This window comes from Gloeomargarita sp. (assembly GCF_053491055.1).
On the sequence record NZ_JBRCEP010000089.1, the window covers coordinates 14200 to 32171 of the forward strand.

The window sequence follows — 17972 nt, forward strand, 5'->3', positions numbered from 1 at the left end:
AAGTAAGCCATTGGGACGTTGACCTATGGATTTGTTCGGCACAAATTTCCTCTCCAATAACCTGATGCTCCCCATCCTGGATTTTTTCTACGGGGTTGTGCCGAGCTACGGGTTGGCCATTGTGGCGCTGACGTTGGTGGTGCGGGCGGCCTTGGCGCCGGTGAGTGCCGGACAAATTCGCAATATGCGGCAGATGAAGGTGGCGCAACCGGTGATGCAAAAGCGGGTCAGGGAAATCCAAGAGCGCTACAAAAATGACCCGGCCAAACAGCAGGAAGAAATGGCCAAAGTCTATCAGGAATTCGGCAATCCTCTAGCGGGTTGTTTGCCTTTGCTGTTGCAATTACCGATTCTGTTTGCCCTGTTTGCCACCCTACGCGGGTCGCCCTTTGCTGATGTCAATTACCCGGTGGAACTGGAAATTGTCCCCCGCGACCAGGTGGTGCAATCTCAGCCGGTCAACCCCCAACCGCACAACATCTATGTGCAACCGGGTGTGCATTATTCCATTAGCGTCGTGAGTACAGCGGGCAACAAATTGCATGAGGGGGATGAAACGCTGCTGGATTTTCGTACCCCCGACGGGCGCAGTTTAGGGAGCATTTTGCAAGAGGTTAATAATCCCCAAATTATGCCCCATTGGACGGTAAAAAGTGGTGGGGAATTGGTGGAATTGATGACGGACAACGGCCAAACTAAGCTCAAGGCCCTGCATCCGGGTAAAGTTTCCCTGGTGGGGGTCATACCAGGTTTGGCTGCCAATGAGGGATTTTTATTTATCTCAGCCTTGGGACACGTCGGCGCCATCGACAGCAACGGCATGATCCACTGGGACACGGTAATTTTGGTGTTGATTTTTGCCGCCAGTACCTACGCCAGCCAAATCATTACCAACCAGGGGGATGGGGTGAAAAATCCCCAACAGGATCAGGTCAACAAATCGTTACCGCTCATTTTTGCCGTTATGTTCCTGTTTTTCCCCTTGCCTGCCGGGGTGTTGATGTATATGGTGATTGCCAACGTGTTTCAAACGGTACAAACTTTTATTTTGATGCGGGAACCCTTGCCAGAACACCTGCAAAAAATCTTGGATGCCCAGCAAAAAGCGGTGACGGCTCAGGCGGAAACCCTTCCCTTTGAACGCCATCGGCCTAAGAAAAAAGCGTAACTTTATGCTTTTTGATCAGGGACTGATACAGCTCTAGATAACGCTGCACCACCACCGGCAAACTGAAACACTGCTCTGCTTTTTGCCGCGCCCGTTGTTGTAGTGCCAAACCCTGGTGCAACACCCACGCAATCCCTGCCGCCAAATCCTGCGGGTCGAAGGGTTGGGCCAGATACCCATTGACCTGGTGATCTACAATGTCTTGCACCCCTGTTCCGGCAAAAGCCACCACTGGCGTACCACAGGCCATTGCCTCACTGGCTACCTGCCCAAACGCTTCCTGGCGAGACGGCACAACCATGACATCAGCAGCACTGTAGGCCAACAGCAACGCCACCTCATCGGTGAGGGAACCAAGGCAGTGTACCGGTAATCCCGCAAATCCTGGGGCTTGCGCTTGACCAAAAATTACCCAGAGAATATCATTTTGCTCTCCTTGAGAGCGCAATATCTGGGCGGTTTCGCAGAGCAAATCCCAACCCTTATGCGGTTCTTTGAGAAAACTTACTCCTCCAGCCAAAACAATTTTTTTCTCCAGTGGAAATTGCCAAATTTGCCGCGCCATTGGTTTAGGAATGACTCGGTAACAGTTGGTGTCCAATCCATTGGGAATCACGTGAATATCACAATGCCCCAATAAAGGACTGCGTTTGACTTGGTTGGCCAACCAGGTACTGGGCGTGACAAGGGTGGGGTGAAAATGGCGCCACGCTCTTTTTTTGCGCTGCCATACCCAACGGGATAGGTCATTTTTTTGGGAACTATGGAGTTGGGGACAGGTGCCGCACTGACTTAGGAATAAATCACAACCTTGGGTGTAGTGGCAGCCACCCGTGAATGCCCACATATCTTGCAACGTCCAGACTACCGGTTTAGAAGTCATTTGCGGCAGGGCTTCCGGGATCAAAAGCCGATTGATCCAATGAATATGGAGAATATCAAACTGGAAATTTTTGATTTTTGCTGGCGCGAAATTGGGCACCCAGTGGGCAGAAAATCCCCGCTCCCGTTGGGGATAAACCTTGAGAGGCCATGCCTCCAACATCGCCCGCAAACGTTGCACCAAACGGGGTTCTTGATAGGCGTAAATAGTGGGGTCTTGGCTTCTTTTGTGCAAGACGAATTGTTGGGAATTGACCCCCGCTTGGATTAACCCTTGGTGTAAGCGATAACTTGCCCGTGCCGCCCCCCCAAACGTGTCATAGGTATTTACGTGGAGAACGTCCATATCAATTGTGAGAGATTTGGGTTTTTAGTCCTTGGGCAAGCGGTATTGGCTGACAATTTTTTTAGCAAATTCGGGGACATGACTGGCTAATTTTTGGGGATAGTGGCGCCGGACATAGAGGTAGTTGCGGGTGAAATGGGAATCAATCGAAAAACGGGCATATTCTAGCCCTTTCGGACCGAATTTTTCAATCACCACCCCCATGAAACGGGCCGCCCACATCGGTAACGTGACACCTTGGTCATAGGCCGGGATACTTTGTTGAACCGCCTGATACCGTTGCCCTTGGCTCATCACTGGTTGGATTTCTAATTCATCCCCAACTAAATCCAGCATCGCCTGTCCCCGTTCATTGCGTACCACCAACCATTGCCAACCCAAAGGCGCACCCATGTAGCCAACCACCAAATCCGCCAACCCATTCACATAGTCAAAGCAACTCAAACAAGAAGGGGCAAAAATATCTTTCAGTTTCCGAGTATTCAGCCCAAAAAATGGCACCTTCTCTACAGAGCCGTCCTCATGGGTAAAATGCACCTGATAATCCTGCATAAATTCATAATGAACCACCGTTTGCGGTGAACGACTTGTGGTTTCTAAAAACTTTTGCAATCCCGCGCGGGTCACATTATCCACACAAGGTGTACCCAAAACATAGAGTTTTTCCAAGCCCAAATGCTTTTCCACCGCCCGCAAGGCTTGAATCTGACATCCTACGCCAATTACCAACAACCGCCGCATTCCGGATTGTTCAATTTCATCCAGGAGACTCAAATTAGGAGATAACGTAGGTTTATTTACCCGAGCGGCCAAGACTTCTGCCGGTGTGCGGGCCAATATCGGTCGCGGTTGCCAACGATCGGTCGGAGTGTTTTGCACACAAACAACCCCTTCTACCCAACCATTCGTCAGCATTTTTATTGCAATCGTCGTGACAATACCCGTCCATTGCGCACCGGGAATGGGTTGTTTTTTACGGGCAGCCAGCATCTTTTGATGCACCCCAAAATAGCATTCATCCTCTTGGTGAATATCTCTTTTTCGTCCGTGCGTTTGCATTTCCAACGTGTCAAATTGTTGCTGCAAAAATGCACAGGCTTCCTTGACGTAGTGAATGTAAGAAGTGTCACACAACCCACATTCGCTACACAGGGCTTTGGCAGGTTTCGGACTTGTCGGCTTCAGGGGACGGGCCTTGTGATGAGCCGCCATAGACTCCTCGTATGGAACTACTTTCCATACTCTAACGACAAAATGCCGCAAATGCCAGCAATGAGAACTGGAACTTTGCTGTGATATACTCAGTCATAGGCTTCGGTAAAAACTTTGTGAACCTTTAATCACTGCTGACCTCACACACCGGCAACTCCTACTTACCTTGAGGTTTCCGTTTATGAAATGTACAAGATGGTTATTAACCTTGGGGATTGGCATGATTTCCCATCTCCTGCAACCTGCTGCAACTTGGGCCGGGGGATTTACACAACCTGAAGGTGCTGCTTTCGTGAGTACTACTTTCCGCACTTTAGAGAATCGCACTTTTGAAAAATTTGAATTAGAAGCCTACGCAGAATATGGATTGCAGGAAAACCTCACCTTGATTTTCAAAGTACCGTACCAATGGATTAGCGACGACCAATTTAACCCCAAGCGTACCAACAGTGGTTTTTTTGATGGGGAAATAGGCATACGTTGGCGGTTTACCCAAGACCCCCGACTCGCAGCTTCTTTGCAAGTAACGCCCATTATTCCCTTGGGTTATGACCCGAATGCGCCGTTACCCCTATCCAGAGGCGGTGTTGGTTTGGATATTCGTGTCCCAGTCAGCCGTTCTTTTCCGGTGGGGAATCGCTGGGGATATTGGACGGTAGAAGTGGGTTATCGCCCCTATTTTAGTCAACGTTCTGACGAATTTCGTACCTTTGCGGAAGTGGCAATTCCAGTGACCAACCGGCTCGATATGGCGGCCCAGGTTGATAGTATTGTTGGCACGCAGGACCCGGAAGCAAATTTTGCTAAAGTAGTGGGACAATTTCGCATTAAAGCAACAGATGTGCTCCGAGTTGTTCCGGCAGCTTATAAACAAATTGATGGGCCGGGTTATGGTTTTGAATTGGGTTTGTGGTTTACCTTTGGTGGTGCCATAGCTACGGGAAAATAATGGGTATTCCTATTTCAAGACGGACTTTACTATCAGGGGCAATTTCTCTTTCCTTGACGGTAAAGCTATCCCCTAAAATGTTGGCACAGCTTCCTCGTTTATACGGCATTAATGCCTACTACTTACTGGTAGAAAGCTATCGCAAAGTGCAACAGCAACCTCAAAGGCTGATTAAAGATATAGTCAGGGATTATTTAACTCTGGATTTACGTTTGGCGGAGCTGCGCCGTCGCAGTCAGATTAATGCAATTCGTTTTTGGGCATTCAATGACTATCCGCTGGCAGCTCCTGGTGTACCAAACGGGACTTTTGATGCGGCCCTTTGGTCAGCACCAAACCAAGTCATTCAGCCTGTTTTGCATATCTTAGATGCCTTGGTTGATCAGTTAAGTGAATTGGATTTTTACTTGGTTCCTGTCCTGGGAAATTATTGGCTATCCTACGGGGGCATTTTGCGCTATTTAGAGTGGGTCAAAGCCATACCAGCAGGAACGTGGTTAGATGCATTCATGACCCTTCAAGATCAGGATAAGTATCTAAAATATGGGGCAGATTTTTACTTGAATCCCCAGGTTGAGCAGTTGTTTCAGAGTCATACCAGGCAAGTCCTGGCTACCTTAAACAAATATCCCAAAATTGTTGCGATTGATATTCTGAATGAACCCAGAGGCAAGAGCATCTATTCCCAGGAAAATCGTCCCGTAAAACCCAACATCCAGATGCAAAAAGTTGTGGCTGACTGGTTAGACCGTCAAGGAGCATTTATTCGCAAAACAATGAGCAATTCAGTTTATGTTACCTCTGGCGAAGAAGGATGGCTTGCTCAACCTCCTAAATTAACCTTAAACTACTTAACATCTGAGTCGCAAGCCCAGGAAGGAATTGATTTAGCGACCAATATGACTCGACCGAATTTAACGATGGGAAGTATTCATATGTACACCCATCCAGCCGCGGAATTGCAGAAAACAAGTTTAGCCGGCCTACCGTTTACCGACCGTAGGGGCTGGAATTATCTCCTGCGTTCTGACCGGCCAGGGAGTTGGGAAAATTACAGAAAATTAGGGGATGAGTGGTTACGTTCACGGGCGCTGGCCATGGGAAATAAACCCTGGTATGTAGGGGAATTGGGTTGGTGTCGCCCTCGCAGTGACGACGATAAACGTCCTTTGTCAAACCGTGAATTACAAGATGATCGAATTACTCTATACCGCCACTGGGCTAATTTGGCCTTCTCTTTGGGAGCAAAAGGAGTTTTTTTGTGGTTACTAGATGGACAACAACATCAGGATGAGTTTTACGGCATGACACAAACGCAAATTCAGGAGATATTTCCCGCTTAGGAGTGAATTTATTGACGTTGAAATAACTGGTAAAAGGTATTACTTCTAATGTTCACAAATCCACTGAATAAATTGTTACTACCCAGACTGTGCCGTACCCGCCTACGTTTACGGGGGTAGTCAGTTGATGTAGTGTTTATCTCTTCATCATTCAGAATAACGTTTGGGATGGTTTCTGGCAATGGTTGTCCTGTTTCTCGCCGTACTAAAATATAATCTACAAGTTCCTCTGGCTGATTCAAAGCGACACTGAACTCGTATTGGTGGGGTAGGATAAAAATATGGGAATTTTGTAGGAGATAAATAAAACTAAAGTTGACGGCATCGTCTAAGAGAACTTTTTGTCCTGGCCGCAATCTCTGAAACAATAAATCACTAATTTCCCGTTGGTCTAATTGCTTTTGCCGCCAGCGGGAAACAATTCCTGTTTGGGGAATACCTTGGCCGGTGATTTGTCGCCAAACCAAACTTTCATCAGGAATAAAACGGTTCGTATTTAATAAATTTCCGGTTAAATATGCACTTAAAATTAAGCCAAATGCAATCAAGGATAACAGGAGCGATTCAATTCGAGAAAACTGTATTAGTGTAACCGGAATTAAAACAGAAAACGCTCCAAAAATGGCTATCTGGGGCAAAAAATTATTTTGCCAGAAGATAAGAATTAATATCAGGACTGGCAAGGATAGCAATAGAATTCTTGCGACCAAAAAGCCCCTGACTTTTAGCAGAGATAAAATGCAAATGAGATAATATACCGGAAGCGTTTGCCCTAGCCAGCTAAAACTTGTCCCTATGGCTTGTAACCCCGGTGCTGACTCTAATAAAAACTCTAAACCTGACCAGCGCAACCCATTTCCAGAAGCATAAAAGAAGTAAAATGGGTCATCCCCAATTAGCAAATTAACATACAAAAAACCTGCAATGCTAATGAGACTCATAAATCCAGTTACTAATACCTGAGTAGATTTCAGTGGAATATGATTTTCCCGAACACAAAACCAGCTTAAGATTAGCAAGACCGGTAGTAAGAGCCAGAATTCATAACGCAGGAGAACCAAGGGAGCTAATGTTAAACCCAGTAATACCAAATTAACGCTCAAAGGATATTTGTGATCACGGGGATTGATTAAATGCCAGTAAAGCAGAGCGGCCAACCCTAGAAATAGACTAGCTGCCGTCCAGGTCGGGCTAGTTAGCAACATGATTAAAAATCCAGGGTTTATCAGAAGAAGCACCAAAATAGCACTCCGCCAGAACCAAGAAGCCTGTAATTGCCCCACCAACCAAATGAAAAAGCCAACCAAACCTGTGCCAAACAAAATTTGCGTGGAAATGGGGGAACCCAAGAGCATGGTGAGATAAATCAAGAATGGAGGGAATGCATAGCCAATCGCACTCAAGCGAGGGTCAGGCCCTTGGGCGGCAATAATCGCTTTAGCGCCGATAAATTCAAACTCTAAGCTGAGTAAGTTCTGGCTGTCTAAAAAGATCAGGGCGACTCCTAGGACAATACTGATAACCGTACCGATTAAAAAGTTGCGCCAGAAAGGAGGGAGTAAAGACATAGTTCAGAATGGTTAAGAATGTGCTGTGAGTTGTGGAGCATCGTCGATTCCTAGGCAATTCGAGAGACTAATCTCCACCTTCTAACTTTCTCCCAAAACTAAAGGGAGGAGTTAAGCAGGCCAAGAGATGACTCGAATCGGAATGGCGATGCTCAGAAGGGTATTTTACAGGCATCAATCAGGAAAATCTAGGCATTAGGCTGGGTCTAAATCAAACCAAAAGCTACTCCCGATGCCCACTTCGCTAATCAGATGAATATCCGTATGATGTTTTTGCAGAATATTTTTGACAATCGACAAACCTAAGCCAGTTCCTTCCAAGGTGTGTACCCGATTCTCTACGCGGAAAAACCGCCCAAAAATTGCCTTCTGATGCTCCGGTGGAATGCCAATTCCCGTGTCACTCACTTCTACCCGCACGCGTCCTTCCCAGGGAAAAGCCCACAGAATGACATAGCCGCCCGCTGGGGTAAATTTGAGAGCATTCCCCACCAAATTCGCTAACACCTGGAGCAGTAAATCGTAATGCCCAATAACATCTGGCAAATCGGGTTCGACAACGGCTGAGAGATGAATTCCCTTATCCTTGGCCGTTAGACGGTGCGCCCGCAATGTTTGTTCGATAATCGCACTCAAAGAAGTAGGCGCGAGGGGATAAGGCTTGCCAGATTCTAGACGGGAAATATCGAGTACGTCGTTTACCAAACGGGTCAGACGGTCCGTTTCACGATTGGCCGTTTCTAAAAAATCTCGTTTTTGTTCTTCATTCAAGCTGTGACCATATTCATAGAGGGTTTCAATAAATGACTTAATGTTAAATAGGGGAGTGCGCAATTCGTGAGAAACATTGCTAATGAAATGGCTTTTGGCTTCGTTCAGTTCCATTTCCCGCGTAACATCTTGGATGGTAATGGCAACCCCTTGCAGTTGATTGCGAACCTGGTCGAAAACCGTGGTTAACAATACTTTAACGGTGCATTTGTAGGGAGATTCAAGGTTAATGCAAAACTCAATAGGTTCTCCCTTTGCTTCCCCACGCTGGCTCAATTCTTGTAAAGGTTGGGTAATGTTCTCGGCTACTGGTGCAGGTAAGACATCGAAGACCACTTGCCCCAAAACATTTTGTCCTGACCAACCAAAAAGTTTCTCCGCCGTAGGATTGACCAAAGCAATTTTCAATTCCCGATCCAAAAGAATTGCACCATCGGCAATCGTGGACATGAGCGTATCCAGTTTGGCCTTTTGGGCGGTTAATTCTTCAATATTTTGCTCTTCGTAATGGGCTAACCGCTCTGCCATTTCATTGAAACTGGCAATTAACTCCCCGAATTCACCCCCAAAAGGCAAGTCGATCCGTTGGCGAAAGTTTCCAGAAGCAATATTTTTAACACCGATTAATAACTCCCGAATTGGACGGGTAATTGTCACAGCATTGAACACACCACCCAAGATGACGAGAATCCATATAGAAATGAATACTGCCAAGGTGATGTTGCGGGTAAGTAATGAAGCACTTAAAACTGTGGGATTGGGATTGATCCCTAAAGCTAAAATCCCCAGATATTTTCCATCTTGAATCAGGGGTACAAAAACATCGGCAATTAAACCATCTGGGGTCAAATGTTGCCTGACAAAGGGCTGGTCTGGTTCTGCCAACTCCGGCAGTTGAATCCGCCGCCTTAAGGTCAGGGAATTTTGCACTTCGACCGCAGAAAACGGAATACCAAAATAGATTTCTCCCTGGGCGTCGGCGTACAAAATATAACGGATACTGGCAGTGCTATGGTAGAACTTTTCCGATAACCGTGCCAATTCGGTGCGATTGTCCTGAGCGACTAAAGGGGCAACATTGGCAGCCAGCAATAAGCCCAAATCCCGCCCAAAACGTGTATCATTCATGCGAGCATCCTGCTGAATGCTGTTGACCGCCCAAAAGGTGAGCAAACTCATCAGCAGGGAAACGACCAACGTCGCCGCTGCCATCAGCCGCGTTTGCAGCGTAAAATCTGACCACCAACGGACAATCAGGGTTGCGAATCGCTGTAACAATGTCGTAGCAGTCGTAGCAATAGAACGTCTTTTTATATATTATGTTACGAAACCACGGCGAAGGGGGTCAGGGTCATCCCGACTGCCGCCAAGGGAGTTTCTGGCATAATAGGGGTAGTTTTGGTTGGTTGGGTTGCGTGTACCAATGTTGTCACCCCAAACTCTGATTGAGTTAATTCAAAGCCATTTGACCGATGCCTATGTCGAAGTGCAGGACTTGACAGGTGGTGGTGACCATTGGCAAGCGGTAATTGTATCCTCAGCTTTTGGGGGCAAAAGCCGGGTGCAGCGGCATCAGTTGGTGTACCAAGCGCTACAAAGTGTTTTGGCAACCAACGAACTCCATGCGTTGACGATGAAAACCCTTACTCCGGAAGAGTGGCGGCAAAGCGCTTCCCAAAATTCATAACGCCTGGCTGTAGCTGATTTACGAACTTTATTTACCTATGAAGTCTTGGCCGGAGAACGAAAGGAATGATGAGGGTGACGGGGAGAAGTTTTTGGCATTCAGGAAACATGATACAACTGGCTAAATGGATACCGACCGGCGGTGATGGGGGTGGCAATAATGCGCAACAATCGCCTGAACCAAACCCGGCAAGGTGTACTCCTTAGCAACCATATCTACTCTGTGAAAATAACGTTCACAGGTGCGCGCAGTTTGGGGACCAATCGCGGCAATGCAACTCTTGGTTAACCACGTTCGCCACACACCCGGAGCAGCTTGTTCTAAAAGTTGATAGCAATGCACGACCGTTTTGGAACTGGTAAAGGTGAGGACATCGATCCAACCCCGTTGCAGATACTCCAAAATAAATGGGGGAATCGTCTCCGGACAACGGGTTTCATAGGCAGCGACTTCTAAAACCTCTGCCCCGCGCTGTTGCAATCCCTGGACCAAAACATCCCGCCCACCGCTGGCGACGCGGGGAAATAACACCCGCACGTTCTGACAGTCACAAGGAAATGCTGCTAGGAGTTGATCGGCAACAAATTCTTGGGGAATTAAATCCGCGCGCAGTCCCCATTTCTGTAAATGTAAAGCGGTTTTTTCTCCCACAACCGCAATTTTGAGATGGGCTAGGGCACGCACATCCAGGCCATGATACCAAAGTCGTTCCAGAAAATAATCCACCCCATTGGCAGAGGTGAGAATTAACCAGTGAAATTGCGCCAGTTGGGTAATCGCCCTATCCAAAGCGGTCCAGTCTGGAGGTGGCTCGACAACCAGCGTGGGCAGACTCACCACATTCGCCCCATAATCCCGCAAAAGCTGCTCCATCTCGCCACCGCTGCCTGCTGCCCGTGTCACTAAAATGTTTTTACCTTGTAAAGGCAAACGGGATTGGCATTGGGCCTGGTGTCTCACGCCTTCCCCCACAATCAACACGCTGGGCGCTTGCGCTGGTTGAGCGGCCAATTCTGCTAGCGTGCCCCGCCAGATGGCTTGCCCAATTTGCCCTGCCCGGTGAATCAGAGCCACTGGCGTGTCAGGACCGCGGCCATTTTGTAGTAATTGGGTTTGTATGGTGTCCAAATGACTGACCCCCATCAGACCAACCAGCATATCCATCCGCGCTAAGGCGGACCAGTCCAGGTCGTCAGGGGCATGGGCTGTAAAAATACCGATGGTGCGTCCCCATTCGCGGTCTGTCAACGGGATGCCCGCCAGGGTGGCTGCTCCGGTAACTGTACTGATACCGGGAATGACATGGTATATACAATCGGCTGCGGCCAGGGCCTGCAATTCTTGCGTGGCTTTGCCGAAGATAAATGGGTCACCACTTTTGAGACGCACAACGCGGCGGTGGTTGCGGTGATGGTGAATCAGCAGGTTGTTGATTTCGGTCTGGGATAACCCCTGCACCGAGCGGGTTTCCGCCTGGGGAGAAACGAGGCTAAGGAGGCGGGGATCAATCAAGCTGTCGTACAGGACAACTTCGGCCTGTTGCAGCGCTTGGCAAGCCGCCTGCGTCAGATGTTCCGGGCCGCCGGGGCCGGCGCCTACCAGGACAATCGGGTTCACTCAGAACAGACCTCAACTAGGGTTTCCCCGTTGGGTTTGTCAATCAAACGAAAGCCCTTTTTCGCCAATTCCTGACGGATGCGGTCGGCTTCGGCATAATTTTTTGCTTGCCGTGCTTTTTGTCGTTCTTGAATGAGGCGGGCAATTTCCTGGTCTAAGGAATCGCTGCCCTGAGAAGTCACAGGTTTGGGGGTGAATTTTAAGCCCAAAACCTGCTGCGCTAGATAAACAAAGGTTTGCCACAGCCGCCGGGATGCTTCGCTCCTCTCGCTGCGTTTAAGTTTTTTCGCCAGACCAAATAAAAGGGCAAGCGCCCCAGGAGTGTTGAAATCGGCATTCATCGCCTGCGCAAACTGCTCTAAAATTTCAGGGTCGCAATCCTTTTTACTTACCCTTTCGGCTGCCTGCAAATCGTAGGTTTGCGCTGCCTGTTGTAAGGTCTGCCAGCCAGATTGCGCAGCCTGTAACCCAGCAGGCGTGCATTCCATCGGTTGCCGGTAGTGGGATTGCAAGATCAACAATCGCAAGGCCATCGGTTCGTAGTGCTGGAGCACCTCGCGAATGGTGCGAAAATTGCCCAGCGACTTCGACATTTTTTCCCCATCTACAGTGACAAATCCATTGTGTAACCAATAGCGGGCTAAGGGTTTTTGGGTGATGGGTTCCGACTGGGCAATTTCATTTTCGTGGTGGGGAAAAATCAAATCTGTGCCGCCGGCGTGAATGTCAATACTTTCTCCCAAAGTTTTATACACCATCGCCGAGCATTCAATGTGCCAGCCAGGACGACCGAAGCCCCAGGGAGATGCCCAGGCAGGTTCACCCGGTTTGGCTGCTTTCCACAGGGCAAAATCCAAAGGATGCCGTTTCTTTTCCACCTCTGCTTTCTCTACCCGACCACTGGCCCCCGATTGCATGTGTTCTAGGGTGCGTTGGGAGAGCTTTCCATAAGTAGGAAAACGCTCAACCGCATAATACACATCCCCTTCAACCGCATAGGCATAACCCAGCGATTCCAGGCGTTGAATAAAGTGAATAATGTCGGGGATCGATTCGGTCGCCCTAGGGTATTGCCAAGCAGGGAGAATGTTTAACCGCCGCATATCTTCATCGCAGGCTTGGATATACCGCTCCGTGATTACCTCAATTGGCGTCTGTTCCGCTTGGGCTTTTTTGAGAATTTTGTCGTCAATATCGGTGATGTTTTGCACATGGAAGACGGTGTAGCCTAGATGTTCTAAATAACGCCGCACGATGTCCCAGACAATATAACTGCGGGCGTGGCCCAAATGACAGTAATCATAGACCGTCACGCCACAAACGTACATGGTCACGACCGGCGGTTGTTGGGGGTAAAAAGGTTCCAGTTGGCGCTTGAGCGTGTTGTAAACGGTTAAGGTCATGGGAAAATTACGGCGCATCATGATTTGTCTATTGTTTATGATACAGGAACGCTTTTACTTTTTGAGCGGGGGAGTGGTCAATGTTCCGTTAATATGATGGTTTGATGGTCATAAATTGGATGGCGATAACCCCTATTTCTGCAGTGATGGCAGCCCAATGGCATTGGCAGGGGGATACGCACCTTAGCTGTGACCTGCTTGCTCCCTGGCCGCATCAGTTTGGTGGACGCCTGGGAGTGGCGGCATTTCCCGGTCGGAGCAACTATCGGCTGCGGCAAATGCATAGCGGGCTGGTACTCTCTGTAGCGGAGGTGCAGCCGGAAAGTGCCGGGGATGGGCTGATTTCCACCCAGCCGGGTCAGGCGCTGTGGGTGGCCAGTGCCGATTGTGTGCCGGTGCTGATTGGTTGTATGCACACAGGGAGGGTGGCGGCGCTCCATGCGGGCTGGCGGGGCACAGCGGCCCAGATTATTCCGACGGCAGTGGAGAAATTGCTCCGGCAGGGGAGTCGTCTAGACAGTTTACGGATTGCCTTGGGACCTGCCATCAGTGGCCGCAATTACCAGGTGCAGGGGGAGGTGGTGGCGGCTTTGGCAGCGACGTTGGTGGGTGTGGCGCAACCCACGCTGGCGGCGGTCATTGCCCAGTGGCAAGCGCAACCGGACATCCTGCAACCGGATGGGGAACGCTGGCGGTTGGATTTGCGCCAAGTGCAGGTGCAACAGTTGCACTACCTGGGCATCCCGCCGGAACAAATTGCCGTGTCACCCCACTGTACCTACGCCGAGCGGGAACGGTTCTATTCCTACCGCCGGGACGGAAAAACCCCCGTACAGTGGTCGGCCATCGTCAGCCGCTAGCGCGCAGGTGGCCTGGGGTTATGCCAATAATTGTGAAGATTATTTACCTACAGCCACAAAGCTTAACATTCTGGCTGCGGTTGGGGTTTGCGTGGCCCTGATAGACTGAAACAGGGGACGTCGTGTTGAGGGAAGTTTGTGGATAGCACGATTGGGTTAGAGATTATCGAGGTGGTCGAGCAGGCGGCCATTGCCGCGGCGCACTACATGGGGAAAGGCGACAAGGAAGGGGCAGACCGGGCGGCTGTGGAGGCGATGCGTGCCCGGCTGAATCAGATTTATATGCGGGGGCGGATTGTCATTGGCGAGGGCGAGCGGGACGAGGCGCCCATGCTCTACATCGGCGAGGAGGTGGGGATTTGTACCCAGCCCAATGCCGCCGAAATCTGTTCGGTGGAGGAATTGCAGGAGATTGATATTGCCGTGGACCCTTGCGAAGGCACAAACCTGGTGGCTAAGGGGCAAAACGGCGCCATGTCGGTGCTGGCGATTTCCGAAAAGGGGGGGTTGTTTGCCGCTCCGGATTTTTATATGAATAAGCTGGCGGCTCCCCCGGCGGCGCGCAACCATGTGGATATTCGCAAAACGCCCACGGAAAATTTGCGGATTCTTGCGGAGTGTTTGGGGCGGGCGGTTGAGGATTTGAATGTGGTGGTCATGGACCGGCCCCGGCACAAAGACCTGATTGCGGAAATTCGGGCGGCGGGTGCGCGGGTGCGGCTGATTAGCGATGGGGATGTGTCGGCGGCCCTGTGCTGTGCGTTTGCCGGTACGAACATTCACGCGCTGATGGGGATTGGGGCGGCCCCGGAAGGGGTGATTACGGCGGCGGCCATGCGCTGTTTGGGGGGCCATTTCCAGGGGCAGTTGGTCTATGACCCGGCGGTGGTGAAAACCCCGGAAAGCGAAAAATGGACGCGGGAGGGGAACATCCAGCGGTTGAAGGAGATGGGGATTACGGACCCGGACCGGGTGTACAGCGCGGAAGAACTGGCCAGCGGTCAAACGGTGCTGTTTGCGGCAACTGGGATCACGCCGGGCGCCCTGATGGAGGGGGTGCGCTTTTTCACCGGTGGGGTACGCACCTCGACCCTGGTGATTTCCACCCAGTCTCGCACGGCACGGTTTGTCGATACGATTCACCTGAAAGGGCAACCGAAAGTGATCCAATTGCGCTAGGAGGTGGAGCCATGCCGGTCATTGTGGTGGGTTTAAGCCATAAGACGGCGCCGGTGGCGGTGCGCGAAAAACTGAGCATTCCAGAGGAACGGCGGGTGGCGGCGATTCAACAACTGTGCAGTTACCCCCACATCCAAGAGGCGACGGTTCTGAGCACCTGCAACCGCCTGGAGGTGTATTTTGTCAGCCCGGATACGTACCAGGGGGTACGGGAGGTGACGGTCTTTCTGGCGGAACACAGTGGCATGCCGCTGGCGCAGTTGCGTCCCTATTTGTTCACGCTGGTGCATCAGGATGCGGTGATGCACCTGTTGCGGGTGGCGGCAGGGCTAGACAGTTTGGTGCTGGGAGAAGGGCAGATTTTGGCGCAGGTAAAACACTGCCACAAACTCGGCCAGGATGCCAAGGGCATAGGGACGGTGCTCAACCGCTTGTTGCGGGGGGCGTTGGAGGCGGGCAAACGGGTGCGGGCGCAGACGGGCATTAGCAGTGGGGCGATGTCCATTTCCTCGGCGGCGGTGGAGTTGGCGCATCTGCGGGTGCCCCAGTTGCACCGGGCGCGGATTACGGTGGTGGGGGCGGGGAAAATGGCGCGGCTGTTGGTCACCCATTTGGTGGCTAAGGGGGTCAACCGCTTGACGCTGGTCAACCGTTCGGCGGAGCGGGCGATGGAATTGGCCAGCCAATTTCCCGAAACCCAAATCCACATCCGGCCCCTGGAGGACCTGGCCAAAACCATTCCCGAATCGGATGTGATGTTTACGGGTACGGCGGCGGTGGAACCCTTGGTGCATCGGGCCATGTTACAGGCCTGGCTATTGCCCAACCAGTCTCTGATGCTGTTTGACATTTCCGTGCCGCGCAATGTGGCTCCCGATGTGAACGAATTGCCCCACGTGCATACCTACAATGTGGACGACCTGCGGGAGGTGGTCAACCGCAACCAGGAACGGCGGCGGCAGTCGGTCTTGGAGGCGGAAGCCATTTTGGAGGAGGAACTGGAGGCGTTTGACCTGTGGTGGCAGTCGTTGGAAACGGTGCCGACGTTGAATCAACTGCGGGACAAGGTGGAGGCGATTCGGGCGCAGGAGTTGGAAAAAGCCCTCTCTCGGTTAGGGGCGGATTTAACCAGCAAACACCGGGAGGTGGTGGAAGCCCTGACCAAAGGAATTGTCAATAAAATCCTGCACGACCCGATGGTACAACTGCGGGCACAGCGGGATACGATGGCGCGTAAACGTGCCCTGCAAACCTTGCATACGCTGTTCAATTTGAATCCCGAAGAATCCCTTTCCCAGAGCAGATAAACGCGAGTTACCTTGCTGCCGGGGCTTTCGATGGCTGCCATTCCTGGCGGCAGGGGTCATTGCCTGCAACCACGCTTGCGGGCAACGCCGGTGCTGTAAACTTTTGCAACAGTTCCCCGCCGCCGGATTCTGGTATGATGAGTAACCCAGGTAGTGATTGGCAAGAGGTGGCGTATGGCGCGGCTGTACTATGACACGGATGCGGATTTAAGTCTGTTGCAGTCCAAACCCATCGCCATCATTGGCTATGGTTCGCAGGGGCACGCCCACGCCTTGAATCTCCGCGACAGCGGTTTACAGGTGATGGTGGGGCTGTATCCCGGCAGCAAATCGGCGGCAAAGGCGCAGGCGGAGGGTTTGCCGGTGTTGTCGGTGGCGGAAGCGGCGGCCCAGGCGGAGTTGATTATGGTCCTCTTGCCGGATGAGGTGCAAAAAACGGTCTATCAGCAAGAGATTCAGCCCCATCTGCGCCCCGGCAAAATCTTGGCCTTTGCCCACGGGTTTAACATTCACTATGCCCAGATTGTCCCCCCTCCGGAGGTGGATGTGATCATGGTGGCGCCCAAGGGGCCTGGGCATTTGGTGCGGCGGACCTACGTGCAGGGGCAGGGGGTGCCCTGTCTGTTTGCGGTGTATCAAAATGCGTCGGGCCAGGCCAGGGAACGGGCGATGAGCTATGCCAAAGGGATTGGCGGCACGCGGGCGGGAATTTTGGAAACCACTTTTCGCGAAGAAACTGAAACAGATTTGTTTGGGGAACAGGCGGTGCTGTGCGGGGGGTTGACGGCGCTGATTAAGGCGGGGTTTGAAACCCTGGTGCAGGCGGGCTATCAGCCGGAATTGGCCTATTTTGAATGTCTGCACGAAGTGAAATTAATTGTGGATTTGATTGTAGAAGGGGGATTGGCCCGGATGCGCGACAGCATTTCCAACACGGCAGAATACGGGGACTACACCCGCGGGCCGCGCATTATCAATGAACAGGTACGGGCGGAAATGCGGCAAATTCTCACGGAAATTCAGACCGGTCAATTTGCGCGGGAATTTGTCCTGGAAAACCAAGCGGGCAGACCGGTGTTTACGGCCATGCGGCGACGGGAAGCGGAACATCCGATTGAGGAAGTGGGGCGGGATTTGCGCGCTATGTTTAGTTGGTTGAAACCGGCATCATAAATGCTTATAGATTATTGAGACGGCGCCTCGTAAAATAGGATCAACAAACGTAAGACTTAACTCCCTAAAAAACTTAGGGATGAGGTGTGTCCAAGCGCATTCTCCGGCAGGCCAAAGCCCGTAACCAAGTCATTGTGTTGGAGGCTTTGACAGGAATCAAAGAGCGAACAAACCAACAGCATCCGCCTACGCGGTGGGGCAGTTTATATGGCTAAGCACACAAAGGTTGACATGATATGGGTCGCTGGGTGTAGCCCCACCTTGGTTTCCCATAGCGAAGCGTGGCGTAGCCATGAATCTTAGGGCGACAACCTTAACCTACCTAGCTATACCAATCCCAGTAAATGGTGCGACCAATTGCCCTAAATGATAACCACTCATCATGCTGATTCTCTCTCTCTTTTTGCCAGGTCGTTGACCGTATATTCTTTGTCCTTTTCGCCCCCAACCATATTCATAAACATCTCGATTATCCATCCCAGACTGGTCAATATAGACTAAATTCTC

At 50.9% G+C, this 17972-nt stretch carries 16 protein-coding genes; 9 read left to right on the forward strand and 7 right to left on the reverse strand.

The features are described 5' to 3' along the window. Positions 1–25: 25 nt before the first annotated feature. Positions 26–1168 carry a membrane protein insertase YidC gene (yidC, locus tag ACWISF_RS09810; protein WP_448381405.1) on the forward strand — a complete coding sequence of 381 codons (1143 nt, stop codon included), beginning with the start codon at positions 26–28 and terminating at the stop codon, positions 1166–1168. On the opposite strand, the gene ACWISF_RS09815 is transcribed toward yidC, so the two are convergent. Both ACWISF_RS09815 and ACWISF_RS09820 read right to left on the reverse strand, forming a co-directional pair. Continuing rightward, the gene (locus ACWISF_RS09815) at positions 1152–2396 is read right to left on the reverse strand and encodes a glycosyltransferase family 4 protein (protein WP_448381406.1); all 1245 of its coding nucleotides are present in this window, start codon (positions 2394–2396) and stop codon (positions 1152–1154) included. The two genes, yidC and ACWISF_RS09815, sit on opposite strands and share 17 nt — an antisense overlap. 24 nt (positions 2397–2420) lie before the next feature. Continuing rightward, positions 2421–3608, reverse strand: coding sequence for a Coenzyme F420 hydrogenase/dehydrogenase, beta subunit C-terminal domain (locus ACWISF_RS09820; RefSeq protein ID WP_448381407.1), 1188 nt, complete (start codon positions 3606–3608; stop codon positions 2421–2423). A 181-nt stretch (positions 3609–3789) separates the two neighbouring features. On the opposite strand from ACWISF_RS09820, the gene ACWISF_RS09825 reads away from it, so the two are divergent. After that, positions 3790–4557: a hypothetical protein gene (locus tag ACWISF_RS09825; protein ID WP_448381408.1), complete on the forward strand. Its 768-nt coding sequence runs from the start codon at positions 3790–3792 to the stop codon at positions 4555–4557. Beyond that, entirely contained in the window at positions 4557–5900 is a 1344-nt protein-coding gene (locus ACWISF_RS09830) for a cellulase family glycosylhydrolase (RefSeq protein ID WP_448381409.1), read from the forward strand. Before ACWISF_RS09825 ends, ACWISF_RS09830 begins: the two co-directional genes overlap by 1 nt. A gap of 8 nt (positions 5901–5908) precedes the next feature. Here ACWISF_RS09830 and ACWISF_RS09835 read toward each other — a convergent pair whose 3' ends face one another. Next, entirely contained in the window at positions 5909–7468 is a 1560-nt protein-coding gene (locus ACWISF_RS09835) for a hypothetical protein (RefSeq protein WP_448381410.1), read from the reverse strand. A 195-nt stretch (positions 7469–7663) separates the two neighbouring features. Then, positions 7664–9538 carry a two-component system sensor histidine kinase NblS gene (gene nblS, locus ACWISF_RS09840; RefSeq protein WP_448381421.1) on the reverse strand — a complete coding sequence of 625 codons (1875 nt, stop codon included), beginning with the start codon at positions 9536–9538 and terminating at the stop codon, positions 7664–7666. A gap of 124 nt (positions 9539–9662) precedes the next feature. On the opposite strand from nblS, the gene ACWISF_RS09845 reads away from it, so the two are divergent. Next, positions 9663–9926 carry a BolA family protein gene (locus ACWISF_RS09845; RefSeq protein ID WP_448381411.1) on the forward strand — a complete coding sequence of 88 codons (264 nt, stop codon included), beginning with the start codon at positions 9663–9665 and terminating at the stop codon, positions 9924–9926. A 120-nt stretch (positions 9927–10046) separates the two neighbouring features. Here ACWISF_RS09845 and cobA read toward each other — a convergent pair whose 3' ends face one another. Both cobA and cysS read right to left on the reverse strand, forming a co-directional pair. Then, positions 10047–11543 carry a uroporphyrinogen-III C-methyltransferase gene (gene cobA / locus ACWISF_RS09850; protein WP_448381412.1) on the reverse strand — a complete coding sequence of 499 codons (1497 nt, stop codon included), beginning with the start codon at positions 11541–11543 and terminating at the stop codon, positions 10047–10049. Next, a complete protein-coding gene (gene cysS, locus ACWISF_RS09855; RefSeq protein WP_448381413.1) occupies positions 11540–12946 on the reverse strand; it encodes a cysteine--tRNA ligase in 1407 nt (468 codons plus the stop codon). Before cysS ends, cobA begins: the two co-directional genes overlap by 4 nt. Positions 12947–13092: 146 nt before the next feature. Between cysS and pgeF the strand changes: the two genes are divergently transcribed. The 5 genes from pgeF (at position 13093) to ACWISF_RS09880 (ending at position 17680) form a co-directional block, all read left to right on the forward strand. Next, positions 13093–13806, forward strand: a complete 714-nt coding sequence (gene pgeF, locus ACWISF_RS09860; protein WP_448381414.1) for a peptidoglycan editing factor PgeF — start codon at positions 13093–13095, stop codon at positions 13804–13806. Positions 13807–13944: 138 nt separating this feature from the next. After that, entirely contained in the window at positions 13945–14985 is a 1041-nt protein-coding gene (gene glpX, locus ACWISF_RS09865) for a class II fructose-bisphosphatase (protein ID WP_448381415.1), read from the forward strand. 11 nt (positions 14986–14996) lie between these two features. Then, positions 14997–16292 carry a glutamyl-tRNA reductase gene (locus ACWISF_RS09870; protein WP_448381416.1) on the forward strand — a complete coding sequence of 432 codons (1296 nt, stop codon included), beginning with the start codon at positions 14997–14999 and terminating at the stop codon, positions 16290–16292. 174 nt (positions 16293–16466) lie between these two features. Continuing rightward, positions 16467–17465: a ketol-acid reductoisomerase gene (gene ilvC / locus ACWISF_RS09875; RefSeq protein ID WP_448381417.1), complete on the forward strand. Its 999-nt coding sequence runs from the start codon at positions 16467–16469 to the stop codon at positions 17463–17465. An 86-nt stretch (positions 17466–17551) separates the two neighbouring features. Continuing rightward, complete coding sequence (locus ACWISF_RS09880) at positions 17552–17680, forward strand: hypothetical protein (protein WP_448381418.1); 129 nt, start codon at positions 17552–17554, stop codon at positions 17678–17680. A 103-nt stretch (positions 17681–17783) separates the two neighbouring features. On the opposite strand, the gene ACWISF_RS09885 is transcribed toward ACWISF_RS09880, so the two are convergent. Continuing rightward, the coding region (locus tag ACWISF_RS09885; protein ID WP_448381419.1) for a transposase at positions 17784–17972 on the reverse strand (189 nt) is incomplete at its 5' end.

What these genes read in the sequence shown, in the direction of transcription:
- ACWISF_RS09845 (WP_448381411.1), top strand. Translation starts at nt 9,663, where the DNA reads ATGTTGTCACCCCAAACTCTGATTGAGTTAATTCAAAGCCATTTGACC.
- ACWISF_RS09870 (WP_448381416.1), top strand. Translation starts at nt 14,997, where the DNA reads ATGCCGGTCATTGTGGTGGGTTTAAGCCATAAGACGGCGCCGGTGGCG.
- yidC (WP_448381405.1), top strand. Translation starts at nt 26, where the DNA reads ATGGATTTGTTCGGCACAAATTTCCTCTCCAATAACCTGATGCTCCCC.
- pgeF (WP_448381414.1), top strand. Translation starts at nt 13,093, where the DNA reads ATGGCAGCCCAATGGCATTGGCAGGGGGATACGCACCTTAGCTGTGAC.
- ACWISF_RS09835 (WP_448381410.1), bottom strand. Translation starts at nt 7,468, where the DNA reads ATGTCTTTACTCCCTCCTTTCTGGCGCAACTTTTTAATCGGTACGGTT.
- ACWISF_RS09830 (WP_448381409.1), top strand. Translation starts at nt 4,557, where the DNA reads ATGGGTATTCCTATTTCAAGACGGACTTTACTATCAGGGGCAATTTCT.
- ACWISF_RS09820 (WP_448381407.1), bottom strand. Translation starts at nt 3,608, where the DNA reads ATGGCGGCTCATCACAAGGCCCGTCCCCTGAAGCCGACAAGTCCGAAA.
- ilvC (WP_448381417.1), top strand. Translation starts at nt 16,467, where the DNA reads ATGGCGCGGCTGTACTATGACACGGATGCGGATTTAAGTCTGTTGCAG.
- ACWISF_RS09815 (WP_448381406.1), bottom strand. Translation starts at nt 2,396, where the DNA reads ATGGACGTTCTCCACGTAAATACCTATGACACGTTTGGGGGGGCGGCA.
- ACWISF_RS09825 (WP_448381408.1), top strand. Translation starts at nt 3,790, where the DNA reads ATGAAATGTACAAGATGGTTATTAACCTTGGGGATTGGCATGATTTCC.
- cysS (WP_448381413.1), bottom strand. Translation starts at nt 12,946, where the DNA reads ATGACCTTAACCGTTTACAACACGCTCAAGCGCCAACTGGAACCTTTT.